23 protein-coding genes are annotated in these 20696 nt (G+C 67.8%); 14 read left to right on the forward strand and 9 right to left on the reverse strand.

The features are described 5' to 3' along the window. Positions 1 to 73: 73 nt before the first annotated feature. Entirely contained in the window at positions 74 to 2902 is a 2829-nt protein-coding gene (locus EV192_RS37700) for an aconitate hydratase (RefSeq protein WP_132123431.1), read from the reverse strand. Between the two features lie 159 nt (positions 2903 to 3061). Here EV192_RS37700 and EV192_RS37705 point away from each other — a divergent pair, with 159 nt between their 5' ends. After that, positions 3062 to 3427 (forward strand): VOC family protein, encoded by a 366-nt coding sequence (locus tag EV192_RS37705; RefSeq protein ID WP_132123432.1) that lies wholly within the window; start codon positions 3062 to 3064, stop codon positions 3425 to 3427. On the opposite strand, the gene EV192_RS37710 is transcribed toward EV192_RS37705, so the two are convergent. Then, positions 3424 to 4884, reverse strand: coding sequence for a flagellar basal body protein FliL (locus tag EV192_RS37710; RefSeq protein ID WP_132123433.1), 1461 nt, complete (start codon positions 4882 to 4884; stop codon positions 3424 to 3426). The two genes, EV192_RS37705 and EV192_RS37710, sit on opposite strands and share 4 nt — an antisense overlap. After that, positions 4881 to 5321: a hypothetical protein gene (locus tag EV192_RS37715; protein ID WP_132123434.1), complete on the reverse strand. Its 441-nt coding sequence runs from the start codon at positions 5319 to 5321 to the stop codon at positions 4881 to 4883. Before EV192_RS37715 ends, EV192_RS37710 begins: the two co-directional genes overlap by 4 nt. Before the next feature lie 123 nt (positions 5322 to 5444). On the opposite strand from EV192_RS37715, the gene EV192_RS37720 reads away from it, so the two are divergent. Together EV192_RS37720 and EV192_RS37725 are read left to right on the forward strand one after the other, a co-directional pair. Next, positions 5445 to 6758, forward strand: coding sequence for an NlpC/P60 family protein (locus EV192_RS37720; RefSeq protein WP_132123435.1), 1314 nt, complete (start codon positions 5445 to 5447; stop codon positions 6756 to 6758). A gap of 102 nt (positions 6759 to 6860) precedes the next feature. After that, positions 6861 to 7592, forward strand: a complete 732-nt coding sequence (locus EV192_RS37725) for a MerR family transcriptional regulator (RefSeq protein WP_132123436.1) — start codon at positions 6861 to 6863, stop codon at positions 7590 to 7592. A 195-nt stretch (positions 7593 to 7787) separates the two neighbouring features. Here EV192_RS37725 and EV192_RS37730 read toward each other — a convergent pair whose 3' ends face one another. Further along, the gene (locus EV192_RS37730) at positions 7788 to 8537 is read right to left on the reverse strand and encodes a DUF2306 domain-containing protein (protein ID WP_132123437.1); all 750 of its coding nucleotides are present in this window, start codon (positions 8535 to 8537) and stop codon (positions 7788 to 7790) included. A 77-nt stretch (positions 8538 to 8614) separates the two neighbouring features. Here EV192_RS37730 and EV192_RS37735 point away from each other — a divergent pair, with 77 nt between their 5' ends. Further along, positions 8615 to 9436: a TetR/AcrR family transcriptional regulator gene (locus EV192_RS37735; protein WP_243727334.1), complete on the forward strand. Its 822-nt coding sequence runs from the start codon at positions 8615 to 8617 to the stop codon at positions 9434 to 9436. A 228-nt stretch (positions 9437 to 9664) separates the two neighbouring features. On the opposite strand, the gene EV192_RS37740 is transcribed toward EV192_RS37735, so the two are convergent. Together EV192_RS37740 and EV192_RS37745 are read right to left on the reverse strand one after the other, a co-directional pair. Next, entirely contained in the window at positions 9665 to 10024 is a 360-nt protein-coding gene (locus tag EV192_RS37740) for a hypothetical protein (protein WP_132123438.1), read from the reverse strand. A gap of 103 nt (positions 10025 to 10127) precedes the next feature. Then, the gene (locus EV192_RS37745) at positions 10128 to 10670 is read right to left on the reverse strand and encodes a ferredoxin (protein WP_207926521.1); all 543 of its coding nucleotides are present in this window, start codon (positions 10668 to 10670) and stop codon (positions 10128 to 10130) included. A 157-nt stretch (positions 10671 to 10827) separates the two neighbouring features. Here EV192_RS37745 and EV192_RS37750 point away from each other — a divergent pair, with 157 nt between their 5' ends. Next, positions 10828 to 11208 carry a cupin domain-containing protein gene (locus tag EV192_RS37750; RefSeq protein ID WP_243727335.1) on the forward strand — a complete coding sequence of 127 codons (381 nt, stop codon included), beginning with the start codon at positions 10828 to 10830 and terminating at the stop codon, positions 11206 to 11208. Between the two features lie 35 nt (positions 11209 to 11243). Here EV192_RS37750 and EV192_RS37755 read toward each other — a convergent pair whose 3' ends face one another. Both EV192_RS37755 and EV192_RS37760 read right to left on the reverse strand, forming a co-directional pair. Next, on the reverse strand, positions 11244 to 11672 hold the full coding sequence (locus EV192_RS37755; RefSeq protein ID WP_207926563.1) for a nucleoside deaminase: 429 nt from the start codon (positions 11670 to 11672) through the stop codon (positions 11244 to 11246). Next, complete coding sequence (locus EV192_RS37760; RefSeq protein ID WP_132123440.1) at positions 11672 to 12472, reverse strand: LLM class flavin-dependent oxidoreductase; 801 nt, start codon at positions 12470 to 12472, stop codon at positions 11672 to 11674. Before EV192_RS37760 ends, EV192_RS37755 begins: the two co-directional genes overlap by 1 nt. Positions 12473 to 12565: 93 nt before the next feature. Between EV192_RS37760 and EV192_RS37765 the strand changes: the two genes are divergently transcribed. The 4 genes from EV192_RS37765 to EV192_RS37780 all read left to right on the forward strand — a co-directional run bounded on the left by EV192_RS37765 (position 12566) and on the right by EV192_RS37780 (position 15788). Further along, complete coding sequence (locus EV192_RS37765; RefSeq protein ID WP_132123441.1) at positions 12566 to 13018, forward strand: Lrp/AsnC family transcriptional regulator; 453 nt, start codon at positions 12566 to 12568, stop codon at positions 13016 to 13018. A gap of 111 nt (positions 13019 to 13129) precedes the next feature. Next, positions 13130 to 13579 (forward strand): hypothetical protein, encoded by a 450-nt coding sequence (locus EV192_RS37770; RefSeq protein WP_132123442.1) that lies wholly within the window; start codon positions 13130 to 13132, stop codon positions 13577 to 13579. A 67-nt stretch (positions 13580 to 13646) separates the two neighbouring features. Then, on the forward strand, positions 13647 to 14537 hold the full coding sequence (locus EV192_RS37775; protein WP_132123443.1) for a hypothetical protein: 891 nt from the start codon (positions 13647 to 13649) through the stop codon (positions 14535 to 14537). 96 nt (positions 14538 to 14633) lie between these two features. After that, the gene (locus tag EV192_RS37780; protein ID WP_481730257.1) at positions 14634 to 15788 is read left to right on the forward strand and encodes an HNH endonuclease; all 1155 of its coding nucleotides are present in this window, start codon (positions 14634 to 14636) and stop codon (positions 15786 to 15788) included. A 2-nt stretch (positions 15789 to 15790) separates the two neighbouring features. Here the strand turns inward: EV192_RS37780 and EV192_RS37785 are convergent, their stop codons facing one another. Beyond that, positions 15791 to 17008, reverse strand: coding sequence for a saccharopine dehydrogenase family protein (locus EV192_RS37785; protein ID WP_279495085.1), 1218 nt, complete (start codon positions 17006 to 17008; stop codon positions 15791 to 15793). Positions 17009 to 17037: 29 nt separating this feature from the next. Here EV192_RS37785 and EV192_RS37790 point away from each other — a divergent pair, with 29 nt between their 5' ends. The 5 genes from EV192_RS37790 to EV192_RS37810 all read left to right on the forward strand — a co-directional run bounded on the left by EV192_RS37790 (position 17038) and on the right by EV192_RS37810 (position 20642). Then, positions 17038 to 17619 (forward strand): TetR/AcrR family transcriptional regulator, encoded by a 582-nt coding sequence (locus EV192_RS37790; RefSeq protein WP_132123446.1) that lies wholly within the window; start codon positions 17038 to 17040, stop codon positions 17617 to 17619. A 21-nt stretch (positions 17620 to 17640) separates the two neighbouring features. Further along, positions 17641 to 18540, forward strand: a complete 900-nt coding sequence (locus EV192_RS37795; protein WP_132123447.1) for a DUF4419 domain-containing protein — start codon at positions 17641 to 17643, stop codon at positions 18538 to 18540. Between the two features lie 78 nt (positions 18541 to 18618). Further along, positions 18619 to 18894: a YggT family protein gene (locus tag EV192_RS37800; RefSeq protein WP_132123448.1), complete on the forward strand. Its 276-nt coding sequence runs from the start codon at positions 18619 to 18621 to the stop codon at positions 18892 to 18894. Positions 18895 to 18910: 16 nt separating this feature from the next. Beyond that, positions 18911 to 19462 carry a molybdenum cofactor guanylyltransferase gene (gene mobA, locus EV192_RS37805; RefSeq protein ID WP_132123449.1) on the forward strand — a complete coding sequence of 184 codons (552 nt, stop codon included), beginning with the start codon at positions 18911 to 18913 and terminating at the stop codon, positions 19460 to 19462. A gap of 103 nt (positions 19463 to 19565) precedes the next feature. Further along, on the forward strand, positions 19566 to 20642 hold the full coding sequence (locus tag EV192_RS37810; RefSeq protein ID WP_132123450.1) for an AAA family ATPase: 1077 nt from the start codon (positions 19566 to 19568) through the stop codon (positions 20640 to 20642). Positions 20643 to 20696: the final 54 nt, after the last annotated feature.

Raw genomic sequence — 20696 nt, forward strand, 5'->3', positions numbered from 1 at the left:
AACACCGGTGATCCAGCGGCGGACTGAAAGCCCAGCACAGTGAAAGGCCCAGCACAGTGAAAAGCCCACCGGGTCAGGAACGGACCATCTTGCGCAGCACGTACTGCATGATCCCGCCGTTGCGGTAGTAGTCGGCCTCGCCGGGTGTGTCGATCCGGACGACCGCGTCGAACTCGACCTTGCCGCCGTCGGCATTGGTCGCTGTGTTTTTTGTCGCCGTGACCTTGACCGTGTGCGGGGTGTCGCCGTCGTTCAACGCCGTGATCCCGGCGATGTCGAACGTCTCGGTGCCGTCCAACCCGAGCGACGACGCCGTTTCGCCGGCCGGGAACTGCAGCGGCACCACGCCCATGCCGATCAGGTTCGACCGGTGGATGCGTTCGAACGACTCGGCGATGACCGCGCGGACCCCGAGCAGGGACGTGCCCTTGGCGGCCCAGTCACGGGACGAACCTGAGCCGTATTCCTTGCCCGCCAACACGACCAGCGGCACGCCGGCCGACGCGTATGCCACCGAGGCGTCGTAGATGGTGGTCTGCGGGGCGCCGTCCTCGAGGAAGTTGCGGGTGAAACCGCCCTGGACGTCCTCGAGTAGCAGGTTGCGCAGCCGGATGTTGGCGAACGTGCCGCGGATCATCACCTCGTGGTTGCCGCGCCGGGAGCCGTAGGAGTTGAAGTCCTTGCGCTCCACGCCGTGCTCGGTGAGGTACTTGCCGGCGGGCGAGTCCAGCTTGATCGACCCGGCGGGGGAGATGTGGTCCGTGGTCACCGAGTCGCCGAGCAGGGCCAGGACCCGCGCGCCGGCGATGTCCGTGACCGGCGCCGGTTCGTTGGCCATGCCCTCGAAGTACGGTGGCTTGCGCACGTACGTCGAGTCGGCGGCCCACTCGAAGGTGTTGCCGGTCGGCGTGGGCAGCGAACGCCAGCGGTCGTCGCCGTGGAACACGTCCGCGTAGTCGTTGGTGAACATCTCCGAGGAGATGGCCGACGCCACCACGTCCTGGATCTCCTGCGGCGACGGCCAGATGTCGGCCAGGTACACCGGGGTGCCGTCGGAGCCGGTGCCAAGCGGCTCCTTGACGATGTCCAGGTCCATCGAGCCGGCCAGCGCGTACGCGACCACCAGCGGCGGGCTGGCCAGGTAGTTCATCTTGATGTCCGGGTTGATCCGGCCCTCGAAGTTCCGGTTGCCGGACAGCACGGACACCAGCGCCAGGTCCTTGTCCTGCGCGGCCTGCGAGATCTCCTCCTGTAGCGGGCCGGAGTTGCCGATGCAGGTGGTGCAGCCGTAGCCGACCAGGTGGAAACCGAGCTTCTCCAGGTACGGCATCAGGCCGGCGCGCTCGTAGTAGTCCATGACGACCTTGGAGCCCGGCGCCAGGGTGGTCTTCACCCACGGCTTGCGCTCCAGGCCGCGCTCGACGGCCTTCTTGGCCAGCAGCGCCGCGCCGATCATCACCGACGGGTTGGACGTGTTGGTGCAGGACGTGATCGCGGCGATGGCGACCGCGCCGTGGTCCAGTTCGAACGTGTTGCCGTCCACTGTGACCGTGGTCGGCGTGGACGGACGGCCCTCGCTGCCCTCGGCGGCGGACTGGACGCGCGGCCGTCCGTTGCCGTTCTGTCCCTCGTGCAGGGCGACCGGGTCACTGGCCGGGAACGTCTCGTCGATCGCCTCGTCCACAATGGACGGCGCGGGCGCCGGCGTGTGCGACACGTAGTCGCCCAGCGCGCCACGGAAGGACGGCTTCGCCGACACCAGTTCGATCCGGTCCTGCGGGCGCTTCGGGCCGGCGATCGACGGGACCACAGTGGACAGATCCAGTTCGAGCGTCTCGGAGTACGTGGGCTCGACCGACGGGTCGTGCCACATGCCCTGTTCCTTGGCGTACGCCTCGACCAGCGCCAGCTGCTGGTCGTCCCGGCCGGTCAGCCGCAGGTAGTCGATGGTCTCCGCGTCGATCGGGAAGATCGCGCAGGTGGAGCCGAACTCCGGGCTCATGTTGCCGATCGTGGCCCGGTTGGCCAGCGGCACGGCCGACACACCTGAGCCGTAGAACTCGACGAACTTGCCGACCACGCCGTGCTTGCGCAGCATCTCGGTGATCGTCAGCACCAGGTCGGTCGCGGTGGCGCCGGCGGGCAGCTCACCGTGCAGCTTGAAGCCGACCACGCGCGGGATCAGCATGGACACCGGCTGGCCGAGCATGGCGGCCTCGGCCTCGATGCCGCCGACTCCCCAGCCGAGCACGCCGATGCCGTTGACCATCGTGGTGTGGCTGTCGGTGCCGACCAGGGTGTCCGGGTACGCCTGACCATTGCGGGTGAAAACCACGCGCGCGAGGTGCTCGATGTTGACCTGGTGCACGATGCCGGTGCCCGGCGGCACCACCTTGAACTCGGAGAACGCGCTCTGGCCCCAGCGCAGGAACTGGTAGCGCTCCTTGTTGCGCTGGTACTCCAGGTCGACGTTGCGCTCGAACGCGTCCGGCCGGCCGAAGACGTCGGCGATCACCGAGTGGTCGATCACCAGCTCGGCCGGGGCCAGCGGGTTGACCTTGTCCGGGTCACCGCCGAGCTGGGCGACAGCCTCGCGCATGGTGGCCAGGTCGACGACGCACGGAACGCCGGTGAAGTCCTGCATCACCACCCGGGCGGGGGTGAACTGGATCTCCGTCGCGGGCTCCGCGCTCGGATCCCAGCCGGCGAGCGCGCGCACGTGGTCGGCGGTGATGTTCGCGCCGTCCTCGGTCCGCAGCAGGTTCTCCAGCAGGATTTTCAGGCTGTACGGCAGGCGCCCGGCGCCCTCGACCGCACTGAGCCGGAACACCTCGTAGGAGGTGTCACCGACAGTCAGCGTGCCGCGGGCACCGAAGCTGTCCTTGCTCGCAGGTGCAGTCACGTCGCAACTCCATCTCGCGCGCCAGTGAACGGGTGGCAACAAGTCAGTTCGGGATATGGCCGAGTCTCGCGCACCCTGGCCGGGTTCGCAGACAGGACCCCTCTCGCGGTTAACAGTACGCTTGTCCTGTATTAGACCTCAAGGAGGGGTGGGCGAGACATGATTCACCATGTCCAGGTCGCGGTCCCGGCGGGCAGCGAAGATCGACTCAGGGAGTTCTACCACGGCGTGCTGGGCTGGACGGAACTGCCGAAGCCGCCGCTGCTGGCGGCCCGCGGCGGCTGCTGGTTCAAGGTCCCCGGCCGCGGCGGACCGGACGGCGAGCTGCACGCGGGTGTCGAGCAGGACTTCCGGCCGGCCCGAAAGGCCCACCCCGCGTTCGTGGTGGACCTCCCGGCGGTGGCCGACGCGCTCGCGGCGGCCGGTCATGAGGTTGTCTGGGCGGATGAGGCCGAGATCCCGGGCCGCAGGCGCCTGCACACCTACGACCCGGTCGGCAACCGCCTCGAATTCCTGGACGGTTAGCGACGACCCTGGAAGATCGCCTCGATGTCCTGGGGCTGCAGGCTGCGCAGCGCGGTCAGCACGATCTCGAACACGCTGCGGCCGGGGCTGACGTACCACTTGCCGTCGACCTTGGTGGTGACGACGCCGAGGCCGTTCTTGAACAGGCCCTCCATCAGGTGGGTGATGGCCTGGCGGGCGCGCGCGGGCATCCGGCTGCTGACACCCATCTCCTTGGCCGCGTCCGCCGGGCACATGTCGTGCGTCTCGCCGTCGGCGGTGGCCGAGTAGCAGTCACCCTTCTTGACGATGTGCACGCTGTCGCCGTCGGCCTCGATCGTCAGCTCCTTCAGGGTGACCTTGGTGCCGCCGGTGACGCTGTTGGTGTCCGTCTGCAGCTGGGTGATCTTCGCCCCGGTCGGCTTGAGCTTGCCGGTGACCGCCTGCAGCAGCACCGGACCGGCGTCGTGCAGCGCGCCAAGCTCGTCCGGCGGCGCCAGCTCGATCACCCGCTCCAGGTCGGCGTTGAGCGCCGCGTCCGCCATGGCCCGGACGGCGTTGCCGGGGGAGTCGGCGCCCTTGGCCGGCACGGACTGCTTCGGCCACGACTTCTTCGCGCCCTGCAGCGCGTAGTCCGCGACCGTGTAGAAGATGCTCGGGTACCACTGGCCGTCGACCTTGACCGTCGCGATCCGGATCGGCTTGTGGCTCTTGCGCACCTGCTTGCCGATGTCCACGGTCTCGGGTTTCCTGGTCGCGGCCGGCATCCCGTCCGGGAACGCCAGGTCGATGAACTTCTGCGTGAACGGCAGTTGGCGCATGTCCGAGTTCATCGTGAGCTGGCCGTCGACCAGCATGTTGATGGCCAGGTGGTCGTTGACCTCCTGACGTTGCGCGTCGTCGAACTTGAGGTTGTCGGCCTTGAGGCCCAGGCCGGCGACCTTGTCCGGGTCGGCGTCCTTCTTGAACACGTCGAGCCGCTTGAACTCCTCGGTGGCCTGCGAGTTGAGGTCACGCAGCAACGCGCTCTCGGCCGGCGGCAAGGACGTGAGCAGACCGGCGACGTCGGCGTTGCCGACCGCGCTGACCAGCTTCAACGCCGCGTCCTGCGGGTTGGCGGAGCCCTCGTTGACACTTGTCTGGTTCAGCGCGACGAACGTCACGACCCCGCCCGCGACCAGCGCCACCGCGGCGATCACGGCCACGATCACACCCGTCCGCTTCCGCTTCGGCGGCTGCGGGTAGCCGTAGCCCACCGGCTGGCCGTACTGCGGGTACGGCTGCTGCTGCGGGTGGCCGTACTGGGCCGGGAACGGCTGGCTGGGCTGCCCCTGAGTGGGGAACGGCTGGCTCGGTTGGCCCTGTGGGTATCCCTGGGCGGGGAACGGCTGGCTGGGCTGTCCCTGCTGGGGATACCCCTGCGGATACTGGTTCGGATCGTTGGGCTGCCATTGGCCACCCTGCGGTGGGTAGGTCACGCTTCCCCTCCTGAGCTGCGCTTGCGCTGGGTGACAAGGACGACCGCGGCCCCCAGCACCCCCAGCGCCGCGCCGGCCAGCGCCGTGGTCGGTCCAGTGCTCGCGATGCCGATCAAGCTGCCCTCGTCACCCCGTTCGACGACAGCCACCCCCGAAATCGTTCCCATGATTATGGACATTACGGCCGCAACGCCCGCGGCCGACCGGCGCAGTCCGAGGGCGTAGATCGCGATGGTGACCGCGGCCAGGGGGATCATCGCCACCCAGACGGTCACCAGCGAGCCGACGAACCCCAGTTCACGCAGCACGCCGAGGGACGCGTAGCTGTTCCGGTAGGTCAGGCCCGACCGCGACCACGGCAGGAACGTGCCAATTATGACCGCGACCAGGCCGACGGCCCCCAGTCCAGCCCCGATCCAGGGCAGCCGTTTACGCACCGCCCTATGTTCTGGGTATCCCTCGTTCGGGTCAAATCGCGACGTCAGGGGTGTCCAAAAAGGAATCTGTGATGCACGGTGATCAAGTTGCCAGTGGTATGGCTGTTACGGGAGTGGTGAGTCATGACGCGCACAGTGCGGTCGGCGCTGGTGGCGGCCCTGCTCGTGCTCACCTGTGCCGCGCCGGCCGTGGCCGTGCCGCCGCCCCCGCCGAAGCCCAGCGACCAGGAGGTCCAGGACAGCAAGACGGACCGGGACACCAAGGCCGGCCGGGTCGGCGAGCTGACCAACCAGCTGGCCACGGCCGAGACCAAGCTGACCGACCTGCAGGCGAACGTCGAACTGAAGATGGAGGACGCCAACAAGGCGCTCGTCGACCTCGACACCGCCCGTGCGGCGGCCGACAAGGCCAGGGACGACGCGGCGGCCACCAGGCGGGAGGCGGACGCCGCCGCGGCCGTGATCGACCGGATCCGGCAGGACGTCGACGACTTCGCCGCGGCGAGCTTCCGCCAGGGCAGCACGATCGGCTCGATGTCGGCGTTCTTCGGCGCGAAGAGCCCACAGGACCTGCTCGACCGCGCCCAGATGCTGAACGCGGTCAGCGGCAGCCAACTCGACGCCCTTGACCGGATGCAGGTCGCCCGGGTCGACCAGGCCAACAAGGACTCGCTGGCCCGGGCCGCCCTGGCGATGGCCGACCAGAAACAGGCCGAGGCGCAACGCGCCAAGCAGGTCGCCGACGCGGCCACCCGCGCCGCCGAGGAAGCCCGCCGGACCCAGGCCGCGGACGCCGCCAAGATCGAGGCCGACAAGGCCAACACCGAGCAGCAACTCCAGGACGCCCAGGCCAAGGTCGGCGACCTGGAGTCCCAGTTGCAGCGCTACCGCGACTGGCAGGCGGCCAAGCAGAAAGAGGACGAGGAACGCGCCAAACAGGCCGCTGCCGCGAACGCCAACCGCCCGGGCCGTCCCGCCCCCAGCCGCCCATCCGCGGGCCGGCCGGCAGTGGGCTCCAACGCCGTCCAACTCGTGATCGCCCGCGCCCTCGCCCAACTCGGTATGCCGTACGCCTGGGGCGGCGGCAACGCCAACGGGCCGTCCCGCGGCATCCGTGACGGTGGTGTGGCGGACATGTTCGGCGACTTCAACAAGATCGGCTTCGACTGCTCCGGCCTGATGATCTACGCCTTCGCCGGCGCGGGCGTGTCCCTGCCGCACTACAGCGGCTACCAGGCGACCTCCGGGCAACGCGTCCCGCTGTCCCAGATGCAGCCGGGGGACATGCTGTTCTGGGCCACCGGCGGCCAGATCCACCACGTGGCGCTGTACATCGGCAACGGCCAGATGATCGAGGCGCCGTACTCCGGCTCCCGGGTCAGGATCGCGCCGGTCCGTTACGGCGGGATCGTCCCCTATGCGACTCGGGTGCTGTAAGACAGCCAGACGTAGTTGGCTTTTCTCACCGCTGGTCGCAGAGACCGGAGAGATAGGCCGGGTGTTTGACTCTCGGGTTGCCCGAGACGGCACAGTGGCCAGGTGGGTGATACAGAACTGGTGACGATCGGGCGGTTCGCCCGGCTGACAGGGTTGTCGATCCACGCGCTGCGTCACTACGACGACGTCGGCCTGTTGACCCCGGCCCATACCGATCCGCAGACCGGCTACCGCCGTTACGGCCGTGACCAGATCCAGGTGGCCCACCTCATCCGTGAGCTGCGGTGGATCGACCTGCCTATCGACGAGATCCGGCAGATCCTCGCCAACGCCGGCCGAGGCGGTCCGGTGCTGGCCGGTCACCGGCAGCGGCTACACCGCCAGCGCGGTGTGCTCACCACCCAGATCAACAGCGTCGATCGTCTTCTGAAGAAAGGGTTCACCATGTCCGCTCCGCTGTCGGGGTGCCGACCCGTCCAAATCAAGATCGCCGTGGATGACCGCGCCGCATCGATCGCGTTCTACCAGGCCGCGTTCGACCTGCGATACGACGTGACCCGCCACACCGACGACGCGGACTACTCGTCGTTCGTGTTCGGCGACTACGGCCAAGACGACTTCTTCCTGCTGCACCTGCTGGACGACTCGGCCGACACCGACCGACCCGGACCGACGACCTTCGGACTCATGGTCGACGATGTGGACACTCGACACTCAGGGGCGCTGGCCGCCGGAGCCACCGAGGTCGTGGCACCCCGCGACAGGCAAGGCATGCCCCGCAGTTCGGCGGTCAAGGATCCCAGTGGCAACTGGATCTGGCTCTACCAAGGCTGATCACCTCCGGATATCAGTGCCCAACACACGCTCACATGCCGCCGAGAGCGTGCTCGGCTTGGCCAACAGACACCATCCGGTGTGGCTGTCTGGGCACCCAAACTGTGTCTTGGCCTGACGATCACAGGTTCCATGTATGGCAGAGGAACCGACCAGGATCGTCCATGCTCGTAGGACAGGCGGGAAGCCAACTGATCAGCGGGCCGGCGCTCGGCTAGCTGGATCCACGCCGCGGGCGGCAGGACGGCGGGTACCGGATTTGCGGCGTTCCAGCAGCCAGTCCGCGAGCAGTAGTAGGAGCAAGGGGCTGAGCCAGACGCCGATGCTCGCGGCACTGTACTTCATCAGTTCTTTGCTGCCGCCGAAGGTGGTGTCCACCTGTGGCATGAGCGCGATCGTGGCCACCACGTTGATGACTCGGCTCAGAACGATCGACATGGCGAGCGCGAAGCTGCGTGACATCCACTTGCGGTGTTCGCCGTAGCGGCGCTGGCGGGCCATCCGCAGCCCGGTGATCGTGACCGTGAGCCACAGCGCCGAGCCCACGAGGTTGGCTATCCGCACGGAGGGGCCGCCCGTGGTGTGCCAGCCGATGTACAGCCCGAGTAGTCCGGCGGGTAGCGCCCCGCCGAAGACGTAGATCCGGCCGGTGATCCGGTGTCCGCGCAGGTGTTGCGTGCGGAACGCGGGCCAGATCTGGAAGCAGGCAGTCGCCATCGCGACGGTGCCGAAGAGGACGTGCGCGACGAGCAACGGGTAGTAGAGGTGGTTGCCAGCCGGCGGTTCCAGCCGGGAGAGGGACGGGTCGAAGGTGAGGTAGGGCGGCACGGAGAAGGCCAGGAATGCCGTGACCAGCAGCAGCAGCGGCACGATCCAGGGGCGGCGCCACCAGGCTTGGGCACGGCGAGGCGGAGCCGCGGGAGGTGCGTTCGTCGTTTGGGTCATGGCGATCCGTTCGTGATGAGGCCGGGCAGAAACTATGTACACCATACACAAGAACGTATGTCGTACATAGTTTTAGAATGACAGCGACGACACGGACGGGATGGCAGATGGCGACACGCGACAGCAAGGGCCCGGACCTGCAACGCAGCCTCACGCTGCTGTGGGCGGGACGCTCCCGGGGCCAGCGCGGACCCCGGCCAAAGCTCACCGTGGCGCAGATCGCGGACGCCGCCGTCCGGATCGCGGACGCCGCCGGCCTGGAGGCACTGTCGATGCAGCGGATCGCCGCCGACCTCGGCTACTCGACCATGTCCATCTACAACCACATCCCGAGCAAGGACCTGCTGCTGGAGGTCGTGGCCGACATCGCGGCCGGGCAACCACCCGAACTCGACAGCACAGCAGACTTCCGGCACGCGGTCCGGCACTGGGTCGGCGCCCTGTGGGCCGGCTTCCAGACCCGCCCCTGGCTCCTACGTGTCCCGCTCGACCACGCACCGATAGGGCCCAACCAGCTCGCGTGGCTCGACCGCCTGCTGCAGCCCCTGCTGACGGCCGGGCTGGTCGGTGGCGAGGCACGGGCGGCGGCCCAGCACCTGACCGCGGTCGTGCGCGGCACAGCACAGATCAGCATGGACATGACCAGCGCACACAAGACCGCCGACGGATCGCCGCACAGCGAAGCCGAACTGGCACACGCACTTGCCGAACTCATCGACCCGCACGGCTACCCCGCGCTGGCAGCCGTCCACACCGCCGAAACCACCAGCGACCACTCCGAACCCGAGCGGGTCGACGGGCAAGCACTCCCCATCCAGCTCAGCTTCGGAGTGGACCGATTCCTGGACGGCGTCGAGGCCTGGGTAGCGGCCAAGACCCGCCATGCCGGCAACAGCTAAGCAGCCCACATTCTCGCGCTACCTCTTCCACCACAGATGGACGGGACCGCAGCACCAGAGCCGATCAGCACCCCGCGCTTCGGCGGCCAGAACCCGGTCATCACGCGGTTCGAGAGCGCGCCGCCGGAGGAGCTACTCGAGCAGGCCACCCACCAATAGCCCTTCCGCCACCACCGCTCCGGCGAGAACCTACACCAGACCTCGCCGCGCGGCGGATCTCAGCCGCCATCAGAACAGCGGGGTGAAGTGCACCCGGAAGTTCAGGTTCGGACGCCTGCTGGTGGAGGCCGCCACCCAGTATTCCCCCGCCCGCACGATGCCGCCCGCGTAGGAATCGTGCGAGCCGCGTGAGTCCACCACACCCACCACCCGCGCGGGCGGGTTGCCGGGGCCAACCAGGAGCTGCACCTTCGCCGTCCGGCCGGTGACGAAGTAGACCGCCACGAACCCGGTGACCTCCGCCCGGTACAGGGTGTCGATCTGGCCCTCGAACCCCTCACCGGGCGCCCGCGAGGTCAACATCTGGACCGCACGCTCCAACTCGGCGACCCGCCGCTCCAGAGCATCCTGCTGGCCAGAGTCGAACATGCGACCTCCAGTCCTCTCGACAGACCGTTCACGAACACCGACCGGCACCGTAGCGTGGATCCGACCGCCAGAAGCCGCCGCATCGCTCTGGCCCGCCGCGAACTCAAAGCGGAAAGGGCAAACGGAGATCAGGAAGCGTTTCGCCTGGCAACGCCGGGCGGTGGTGGTCGAGCCAGAACCCGTACTGTCGCAGGTAGGCCTCGAGTCCGTTGCTGAGGTAGCCGGCGTAGTCGCGCAGCCCCGATGCGTTGTCCCGCTCGTCTTCGCGCTCGCTGGCCGCCATCCGCTGACAGGTGGCCTGGATCCAGGCGGCGATCCGCTCACGGCCGGCCCACCACTCGCGGATCAGGGCGAGGGTCCAGTGGATGTCGCCGTCGCAGGCGTAGGCGCGGAAAGGGTCGTTCCACGCCGCCGTCAGCAACAGCAGGACCTCCTGGCGATCTTGCGGCTGCCGAAACACGATCTCGCTGCCGTACTCGTCTTCATAGACGATGTGCCGAGGCGCTATCTCGCGGCCCATCCAGCAGGAGTCGGTCGCCGCGCCGTAGAACGGACCGGGCACGTTGCGCCAGTCGCGCCGTTCCCACTCGCCTCGCAGGTAGTTCGTCGGTGGCCCCAACGGTCTGTCGCCGTCGTAGTTGGCCACAGGCAGTTGTGTCGACGCCGCCACAGTCGGCCCAGGATCCCAGTACACGGGGGCCACGGTACCGTCGTCTCCAGCCGCTGTACCTACTAGTATGTACGCAGCATTGGCACGAGACCGGAGGAAGCACATGCGTATTTCCCGCGCTCCACGCACTGGTGTGTCCGCGTCGTCCGGTTGGGTCACCGGCGACGTCCGCGAAGAACAGCCGCCGCTCAGCCGTGTGATCGTCATGGACCAGAACCTGCCGGCGCCGTTGGCCACCCAGCGTGTCGAGATCCGGCGGATCACCATCGCGCCCGGGTACGCTGCGGGGCTGCATGTCCACAATGGACCGGTCTTCGGCAGCATCGAGACGGGCTCGGTGGTCTACCAGATCGAGGGCGAGCCCGAGACCGTTCTTAAGGCCGGCGATGTGTTCTACGAGCCTGAGGGGGTGCGCATCGCGCGCTTCGACGCGCGGGACGATGGCGTCACCTTCCTCGGATACTTTCTGTTGGCCGACGGGATGAACGCCGAGCTTGTCTTCCCGGAAGTCTGACAAGGCGAAGCGGTCGAACAGTGGCGCCGCGTCGTTTACCGCCGGTAGTACTCCTCGATGGGGCGGCGTGCGTTGTCGAACAGGGCCGGTCCGTCCTGCGGCACTGTCGGCCAGTCGCCCTGCGGGTTGAGTTCGACGAGTTGGTCGGTGGACAGCGCGTAGACGACGCGGCCGAGTCCGGAGCGGACGATGCCGCCGGTGCACATGCCGCATGGCTGGCAGCTGGTGTACATGGTGGTGCGCGCGGCTGTTTCCGGGTCGAGTTCGCGGGCGGCCCAGCGGGCGAGCTTCAGTTCGGGGTGGGCGCTGATGTCGTTGTCGCGCTTCACCGTGTTGTGGGCTTCGATGAGAATCCTGCCGTCCGGGTCGGCCAGTAGGGAGCCGTACGGCGCGTCGCCCAGGGTGACGGCGTTGGCCGCGATCTCGATCGCGCGCCGCAGGAGCGTCTCGTCGGCAGTGGTGATCACGATGCTGTTCTCCAGTGGGTCGCTACCACGCTGAGCGCCTGCCAGGCCGCGGCCGGCCGGCGGGTCTCCTCCGGGTCGCCGTGGTAGGGGTCGAGAATGACGGTGTCGGCGCCGAGGTGGCGCAGTTGGTCGAGGTCGTCGAGGATCTGTTCGATGGTGCCGGTGCCCGGGTGCCGTTCCGGATCGTCGACCGGTGTGGTGGTCAGCCGCAGGATGATGCGGGGCGCGAACCCCGGCAGTGACTGGTTCGCCACGACCGAGCGCAGCCAGGACATGGTGCCCCGCAACGGATGCCAGGCGTCGCCGAATCGGATGGCACGCCGGACCGCCGCCTCGCTGTTGCCGCCGACCCAGATGGGGACAGCGTCTTCGGGCCAGGCATTGCGCAGGGTGGTCAGGTACTCGTCGGTCAGCCTGCCGCGCGCCGCGAACGGCACGCCGAGCGCGTCGTACTCCTGACGTGCCCAGCCGACGCCCACACCGAGCACGAACCGGCCGCCGCTGAGCTGGTTGAGGTTGGTGGCCATGCGCGCCACCAACAGCGGATGCCGGTAGGGCAGCACGAGCACGGTCGTGCCCAGTCGCAGCCTGGTGGTGACGCCTGCCAGCCAGGACAGCGTGGTGAACGGTTCGTAGAACGGCTCCGGGTACTTTTCCGCCACGTCCGGCGTGACGGTTACATGGTCCGACGTCATGAGCAGGTCGTAGCCGAGCCCCTCGACGGTCCGCGCCCACTCACGCAGCACGCCGGGATCGGTTCCAGGCCCGAAGTTGGGTACGTTGACCCCCAGTCGCATGATCCGAGGCTATACCGGCGATCACGGCCAGTGGAACAGTCTTCTCCCGGTCCTGTGCGCGTTCTTCCGTGATTTTGCCGGTAGAATCGGGAGATGGCCGCGAATCTTGACGACGTCGACTGGGCGATCGTCGACCAGCTGCAGCAGGACGCGCGCGTCTCCATCAGCGAGCTGGGGCGGCGCGTGAAACTCAGCTCGTCGGCGACCACGGAACGGGTGCGACACCTGGAGGCGCTGGGCGTCATCACCGGCTACCACGCCGTGGTCGACCTGGCCAAGGTCGGTTACCCCGTCCTCGCCGTGGTCCGGCTGAAGTATCCGGGCAACCGGCACGAACCGTTGCGCCGGCTGCTTGCGGAACGGCGGGAGATCCTGGAGTGCCTGCGCACCACCGGCGACGACTGCTACACGCTGAAAGTGGCCGCGACCTCCATGGAACACCTGGAGACCCTTGTGGACCAGTTGGCTGGTTTCGGCAGCACCACCACCAACGTGGTCTACAGCCGGACGCTGCCTTTTCGCGGACCCTGCCGGCCCGGCGAGTAGGTGTTTCGGCCACGGCCGAATGTTCTCGGCGTGTCCGGATCACCTGGGCGACGCTCACTCTGCCGATTCCGAGCAGAGGGGAGCTTTACTATGAGGAAATCGATCGGTCTGATGCTGGCCGCGGTGGTGTCGCTGATAGTCGGCGGCATCGCGTTCGCCGCGCCCGCCAGTGCGGATGTCAAATCGTCCGCGGTGAGCCCCGCGTTCGTACTGCACAACGACTGCAGGCATTCTGACCAAGGGTTTGGCGGAGATCTCTGCGTGCACTGGGACGTCAACCTCAAAGGCTCGTTCCTTGCCTATCCGTTGAACATTCCCGACTACCGGTCCGGCGCTCCCGGCGGTGGCGCCTGGAAGTTCGGGCACAACGACAACGGCAAGGGCGCGGGTCAAGGCGTATACCACAACGCCGCCTCGGCCGACAATTTCGCCACCAACCAGGATGCCGTTGTCTGCAGCGGTGCCAACTACGGCGGTACGTGCGTCGTGGTGCCCAAGAACTGGCACGTGGACTCGCTCGGCCCGGTCGCCAATAACAACGTTTCCCAGTTGTGGCCGTGATCCGTTGACCTGCCGGTGGTGGTTGCCGCCACCACCGGCTCGTCCCGTGAGGCGAACAGGATGGCTCTTGACGATGTCGGCGAGATCTCAGGCCGCCATAGTGGCGGCGGCGGGGGCATTACTGCTCTCCGGATGTTCCTCCGAACAGACTACGGAAACGCGTCTGCCGATCGACACCTACACGCTGACCGGGCAGGACTCGGTGACGCTGGGAAACGCATACGAATGGCTCGTCTCCGACTGCATGCGCCGCTTCGGCTACACCTACCCACCGACCCTCAAACAGGCCTCGGCCAGTGCGCCGGCGGCGACCAACCTCGCTCTCCGTTATGGCATATCGAACCCGGACGCGGCCGCCCATAACGGTTATCACCATCCTCCTTCGGGTACCAAAGTCGCACCACCTTCCGTTGACCAATCCGAAGAGTTGGTCCTCGACGGCGGACAAGACCCGATGACCGCCGCGGACATGACGCCCACACCGCAGGAAAGGCCACTCCACAACGGTCTGCAGATTCCTGACCACGGCTGCTCCGGTGAGGCATATCGCACGCTCTACGGCAACGGCGGAACTCCCGGAGACGCGCCGATCGTCACTACGATAAGCGCCGAAACCTTCACAAGCTCACGCCAGGACCACAGAGTCACCGACGCGGCCGCCGCATGGTCAAGATGCATGGCAAGGTACGGACATCAGTACTCCGCGCCCGAAGACCCACCAACCGACGACCGGTTCGCCACTCCCACACCGTCCCGCTCCGAAATCGCCACGGCCACCGACGACGTCGTCTGCAAGCAGCGCGCCAAGTTCATCGAAACCTGGAACACTGTCGAAATCGAGCACCAGAACAAAGAGATCCAGGCGCATAACGCTGAACTCGCGGCCGTCAAAAAGGCACGCGAAAACGCCGTTCTGACCGCCAATCGCATACTGGCCGATCCACTCCACAAGCAATAGCCCGAACCATGACCGTTCGGACCGGTCCCGGACCTATGATGCCGCTCTGTCTTCAGGAGGGCGGGACGCGTGGTGGGTGACGGCGATCTGGTGGCGATGGTGGCGGCGTTGACCCCTGGGGGTCCGCGGGATCGCCCGGTACGCCATCAGGCGGTGCTGTTGTTGTGGGCGATCGGGCGGGCGGAGCGCGGGAGTCCGAGGCTGGTGCGGTGGTCGGATGCGCGCCAGGACTTACGGTCGATGCTGGCGGTGTTAGGTCGGCAGGGAAGCCGGCCGACACCGGAATATCCGTTCTTGGCTTTGGTGGGCACAGGGTGGTGGGAGGTGCCGGACGCGCCTGGTCCGGTGCCGCGGGCGCATGGTTCGACGCCGTTGAGGTGGCTTGAAGCCCACGATCCGTTGGGCGGGTTGCCCCGGGAGATCCACGACCGGCTGCGGTCGGACCCGGTCGAGCGCGGCCGGGTGGTGCAGGCCCTGCTGGACCGGTTCTTCGACGACCAGCCGGCAGCCGACGTGCTGGCGGCCGTCGGGATGGCGCGGGACGTGGGACGTGATCCGGCCTGGGTGTGGGACGAGTTGGTTCTGGCGTGCGATCTGGTTGCGCACAACGGATGGCATGAGCTTCCGGTCGAGGACCCGCGAGTGATCGGCTTGTCGCAGCTGCTGCGTTCGCTGCCAATCCACCCGGTGGCGTTACGGGGGCCGAGGTTCCGGAGCCCGGACAGCGTGCGCCGCAAGATGGCCGACATCGCCACCCGGCACCCGAACTCTCGGCGCAGACCCACCAACGGCGGAAAACTCGACCTGGAGGTGTTGGGCGCGTTCCTCGAACACCCCGGTGAGATGCACGCCATCGCCGAGTTGATCCGAACCGGGGCGCAGACCGACGAGTTCGACGAGTTGCCGAGGGACGACATCGATGCCCGTGCGATGGAGGGCCGGTTGTTGGAACGTCGGCATCTGCGTCGGGAGCGGGATCCTCGGCTCCGGGAGCGCAAGATTCGCGCGGTCCTCGACCGTGACGGACGCCTGGAGTGCGAGGTGTGCAGCTTCGACTTCGAACGCACCTATGGTCCGCGCGGGGCCGGTTATGCCGAATGCCACCACGTGATTCCGTTGCACGCGTCCGGCGAGACCGTCACCCGCCTGCGTGATCTGGCCGTCTTGTGTGCCAACTGTCACCGCATGATCCACCGTGGCACCCGGTGGTTGACAGTGGACGAACTGCGCGAACTGGTCCGTGGACAGTGAAATCAGATGTGCAGGGCGGCTGCTGTGCGGGCGCTGTGGATGCCGTCTCGGTATGTTGTCGTCGCGTTGGGGTCCCAGGATCTGGTGGTGATCGTCATGTCCTGTGGGCTGGGGTTGGTGGGGCAGTGGGTGGCGAGGGCGGTCAGGTACTGGTCGGGGTCGATGATCGCTTCGGGGGCGAACACGCCTGGTGTGGTCAGGGCGTTGGTGGTGCACAGTTCGAGGGCGACGGCGAGGGGGATGCCGGTGACCGCGCCCATGGTGGTGCCTGGGTAGTGGCGGAGGGCGACGGCGGCCGCGGCGGGGTGGCCGTTGCGGATTCCTTTGGCCAGGGCGAACAGTGGGGGTAGTCGGTCCGGTGTGAACTGTTTGTGCATCGGTGGGGACGGCCAGCGGTGTTCGGCGGTTTGGGCCATTCGGGCGGCGCTGCGGGGTGACATCAGGCCGTGGTCGACCGCCCAGCGGATGGCTTGTATGAAGGCGATGAACGGACGGCTGCCGACGGTGACGTTCACGCTCGTTGTGGCCGTGTCGATGGTGTGGGGGAGGGTGATGGGCTCGGGGTGGCCGAAGGTCCAGGCTGTGCGGCGGCCGAGGCCGGGGTAGTCGAGGACGGTACGGCGCAGCGGCGGTTCGTCGACCATCCGGCCGCCGCGGAGGACTCGGATGGTGCCGGTCATCTGCGTGATTCCGTGCACCACCGCCGCGCTGACCTCGGGGCCGGGTGTGTCGTCGAGTCCGCCGGCCTCGATGTTCCACCCGGTGATCACCTCGTCGGTGGTGTCGAGTTCGCGGGCGGCGAGGACGGCCAGCAGGTTGGACAGCCCTGGTGTGGCGCCCATGCCGATGACCGCGGTGACGCCGGCGGCTCGCGCGCGGTCGTTGAGGCCCAGCATGTCGAGCGTGGGTTCCCAGTCGTCACAGATGTCCAGGTAGTGGCAGCCGGCGTCGATCGCCGCGGTCAGGATCGGGACACCGAACCGGAAGAACGGACCGACGGTGTTGACGACCACGTCGACGCCGGACAGCGCGGCGGACAAGGCACGACTGTCGGTCACGTCGAGACCGATGCCGCGTGCTCCCAACTCGCGCGCGAAAGCATCCGCCGCCGGAGCGTTCAGGTCGGCCACGATCAGCTCGTCAACGCCGTTCAGGTGCAGTGCGGCGCGACACAGATGACGTCCCATCCCACCGGCACCACCCAAAGCCAGGACTCGCACAGTCGGCCTCCCTGAGTTAATTTACTGACGTGACAGTAAACAAACCTGGCCGACCGAGCAAGGCCACCGAGCGCCGGGCCGAGATCCTCGAGGCGATGGCCAGGGTGGTTTCCCGCGACGGCCTGGACAACGCCACCGTCACCGCGGTCGCCGACGAGGCCGGCATGCAGCGCACCCTCGTGCTCCACTACTTCGGTGACCGGCAGGGCCTGCTTGAGGCGTTCATCGACGAGGTCGTCGGCGAGTACGGCCGCCGCATGGTGAGCGACGACACCGTGCCGATCCAGGCGAGGATCGACCACGCGTTCGCGTACGGCTTCTACGACAGCCGGGACGACCTGGTGGTGTGGATCGAACTGGTCGCGTTTGCCGCCCGCGACGCGTCGATCCGAATCCGGCTGCGTGCCCTGTGGGTCGACCACTGGCTGCCTGAAGTGGAGCGTCAACTGGCTCTCGTCGCGCCGACTGCCAGCGAGGAACAGATCTCGCAGGTCGCTTACGGGTTGACCTGTCTGTCGGAGGCGTACTGGGCGTTCACCCTGCAAGGCGTGGACAACTCCGCGCATGCGCGGGCGTGCGCCCGGCTTCTCCTGGCCACGCTGACCATGTGACTGAACGGGTAGAATTCCGTAATGGTGACCTTTCCGGTCGACGACGTGCTGCCCGCTCCCGAAACCCTTGCCACACAACCATTGGGCGACGTGGACACCGCGTTCTGGCAGCGCATCTACAGCCCTGCCGACGCGTACGGAGGTAAGGAGATCACCGGCTGGGCGGCTCGGTTCTATCCGTATCTCAAGCTCTATGGCACTGTCGACCGGCCGAACCCGTTGCTCGAACTGCGACTCGGCGAACCACGCGACATGACCACGGACATTCCGGGTATCCGCAGCCATTCGGTGCCGGGCACGCTGTCGAAGGTGATCGTCAACGTCAACGACCAGGTGGCGGGAGAGAACCGGGCTGTCGCGCTGCACGCCGGGCTGGTCGGCGTCGCCCAGGACGACGACGGGGCACTGCGACCGATCGCGGGCTGGCACGTCGCCTCGGCCCCGGTCCAGATCGACGACGTGATCGACCGGATCGTCCGCGACCATGTCACCACTCCGGCGCCGCCCGAGGTGAACTGGGGCTGGGGTTGGACCAGTCCGAGCGGTGATGTCATCGCGCTGTACAACCGGATCGGTTCCGCGACGCTGTTCGACGGCGCCTGGCGGATCCGGCCGTTCGTCGAGCAGTGCAACGTGTGGTTCGGCGACCGCTGGGATCGCGTCGTCGCCGCCATCGACCTCGCCGATGGGCGGTGCATCGGCGCGATCAACGACGTCGAGCAGGAGACGACGCATTGGGTCGTCTGCCGTGCCGAGGCGTTCACCGAGGACGGCCGGCAGAAGTACCGCCTGGTCGACGAGCCCGCCGACGTCCCTGTCCTGGGTACGTCGCTGGCGATGCTGCTCGACGCGGCCCTGGACTCGGGCGGCGACATCACCCACCTGGAGACCGGCCGCCTTGATCAGCTGATAGTCCGCTGAGAAATACGGCGAAGCGGACACTTCTGACCCGGTCCCGGGCGTTCTCCTGATGAGGACGACCATTCAGAGGAGTACGCGATGAGCGTGATCGGAACGCTGCTGGGGTGGATCCTGTCGGCGTTCGTGCTCGTGATGCTGGTGCGCCTGGTGCTGGACTGGACCGGGGTGCTCGCGGGCGGGCCCTATTGGCTTCGGCGGGCCCGCACGGTGAGCCACGCCCTGACTGAGCCGGTGATCGCACCGGTGCGGCGGGTGCTGCGGCCGGTCCGGGCCGGCGGGATGGCGATCGACTTGGCGTTCACCGCTGTGTTGTTGCTCGCGTTAGTGCTGCGATCGGTCGCGTTCGGCTTATAACACGCACAATGGGCGCGTGGCGTTTGCGGCGATCGTCTTCGCGGGTGGGCGGGCGAGCAGGCTCGGTGGTGTCGACAAGGTCATGATCGAGGTCGACGGGCGGACGCTGCTGGAGCGCTCGCTGAACGCGGTCAGCGGCGCCGACCCGATCGTTGTCGTCGGTCCGCGGCGGGTGATCCGCGCCGAGGTCGTGTGGGTGCGGGAGGACCCGCCCGGTGCCGGGCCGGTTGCCGCGTTGGCCGCCGGGGTCGCCGCGCTCGACGCTGTCGACCTGCCGGGCGAGGCCCACGTCGCGGTGCTGGCCGGCGACCTGATCGGGATCACCGCCGACACCGTGCCCCGCCTGAGGTCCACATTGGACGAAAAGCCGGCGGTGGCCGGGGCCGTGTTGGTCGACGGCGAGGGGTACGTCCAGTGGATGCACGGCGTGTGGCGGCTCGACGCGTTGCGGAACGCCGGGCAGGGCCGGTCGCTCAAGTCCGTGCTGGGCGCGTTGCCCCATGTGACGGTCGTGGAACGGGCCGGGGAGTCCGCCGACGTGGACACCCCGGACGATCTGCGGTGTTGATGCTCGATCCTGCAAGCAGATCTTCGGCGACCCTTCACAGAGGTCACACCCTGCATCGGATTGCATTGTCGGTGACGACGTGTGTTTGCGAGGAGGTTTGCCCGTGACGGAGCCCGAGGCGGGGATGGCTGAGGCCGGTAGCGCGGTCAGCAGCACCCCGGCCCACGACGCGCAGCTGCTCGAACGCACTGTGTTCGAGGTCAAGCGCGTGATCGTGGGGCAGGACCGGCTGGTCGAACGGATGCTGGTCGGGCTGCTGGCCAAGGGGCACCTGCTGCTGGAGGGCGTGCCCGGGGTGGCCAAGACCCTCGCGGTGGAGACGTTCGCGCGGGTGGTCGGCGGGTCGTTCTCGCGCGTGCAGTTCACCCCCGACCTGGTGCCCGCGGACATCCTCGGCACCCGGATCTACCGGCAGGGCAGCGAGTCGTTCGACGTCGAACTCGGCCCGGTGGTGGCCAACTTCGTGCTCGCCGACGAGATCAACCGCGCGCCGGCCAAGGTCCAGTCCGCGATGCTCGAGGTGATGGCCGAGCGGCACGTGTCGATCGGCGGCCAGACCTTCCCGATGCCCGACCCGTTCCTGGTGTTGGCCACGCAGAACCCGATCGAGAACGAGGGTGTCTACCCGCTGCCCGAGGCGCAGCGCGACCGGTTCCTCTTCAAGATCATCGTCGAGTACCCGACGGCCGAGGAGGAGCGTGAGATCGTCTACCGGATGGGCGTGCAGGCCCCGGTGCCGAGCGAGGTGCTCACCCCGGCCGAGCTGACCCGTCTGCAGGGGGTCGCGTCCCGTGTCTTCGTGCACCACGCGCTGGTCGACTACGTCGTTCGCCTGGTGCTGTCGACCCGGACGCCCAACGAGCACGGCATGGCCGACGTGGCCGGCTGGGTCGCGTACGGCGCTTCGCCGCGCGCGAGCCTCGGCATCGTGGCCGGCGCGCGTGCGCTCGCGTTGGTACGAGGCCGCGACTACGTCCTCCCGCAGGATGTCGTGGACGTCGTGCCGGACGCGCTTCGGCACCGCCTTGTGCTGTCCTACGACGCGTTGGCCGACGCGGTGCCGTTGGATCACATCATCACGCGTGTGCTGCAGACCATTCCGTTGCCACAGGTGTCCGCGCGGCCGCAGACCGCGCCGCAACACGGACATCCCGCGCCGGCTGGGATCGCCCGGCCGTGAGCCCGGCCAAGGCCCCCGAGGAGCAGCGCCCGAACTGGGCGCCGCCGATCCTGC

It is taken from the genome of Actinocrispum wychmicini, from assembly GCF_004345645.1.
Lineage (GTDB): Bacteria > Actinomycetota > Actinomycetes > Mycobacteriales > Pseudonocardiaceae > Kibdelosporangium > Kibdelosporangium wychmicini.

Coding starts and splice junctions, on each gene's coding strand:
- EV192_RS37795 (WP_132123447.1), top strand. CDS start 17,641: ATGGTGACCTTTCCGGTCGACGACGTGCTGCCCGCTCCCGAAACCCTT.
- EV192_RS37770 (WP_132123442.1), top strand. CDS start 13,130: ATGCTGGCCGCGGTGGTGTCGCTGATAGTCGGCGGCATCGCGTTCGCC.
- EV192_RS37730 (WP_132123437.1), bottom strand. CDS start 8,537: ATGACCCAAACGACGAACGCACCTCCCGCGGCTCCGCCTCGCCGTGCC.
- EV192_RS37800 (WP_132123448.1), top strand. CDS start 18,619: ATGAGCGTGATCGGAACGCTGCTGGGGTGGATCCTGTCGGCGTTCGTG.
- EV192_RS37705 (WP_132123432.1), top strand. CDS start 3,062: ATGATTCACCATGTCCAGGTCGCGGTCCCGGCGGGCAGCGAAGATCGA.
- EV192_RS37720 (WP_132123435.1), top strand. CDS start 5,445: ATGACGCGCACAGTGCGGTCGGCGCTGGTGGCGGCCCTGCTCGTGCTC.
- EV192_RS37735 (WP_243727334.1), top strand. CDS start 8,615: ATGACAGCGACGACACGGACGGGATGGCAGATGGCGACACGCGACAGC.
- EV192_RS37780 (WP_481730257.1), top strand. CDS start 14,634: ATGGTGGCGGCGTTGACCCCTGGGGGTCCGCGGGATCGCCCGGTACGC.
- EV192_RS37740 (WP_132123438.1), bottom strand. CDS start 10,024: ATGTTCGACTCTGGCCAGCAGGATGCTCTGGAGCGGCGGGTCGCCGAG.
- EV192_RS37765 (WP_132123441.1), top strand. CDS start 12,566: ATGGCCGCGAATCTTGACGACGTCGACTGGGCGATCGTCGACCAGCTG.
- EV192_RS37760 (WP_132123440.1), bottom strand. CDS start 12,472: ATGCGACTGGGGGTCAACGTACCCAACTTCGGGCCTGGAACCGATCCC.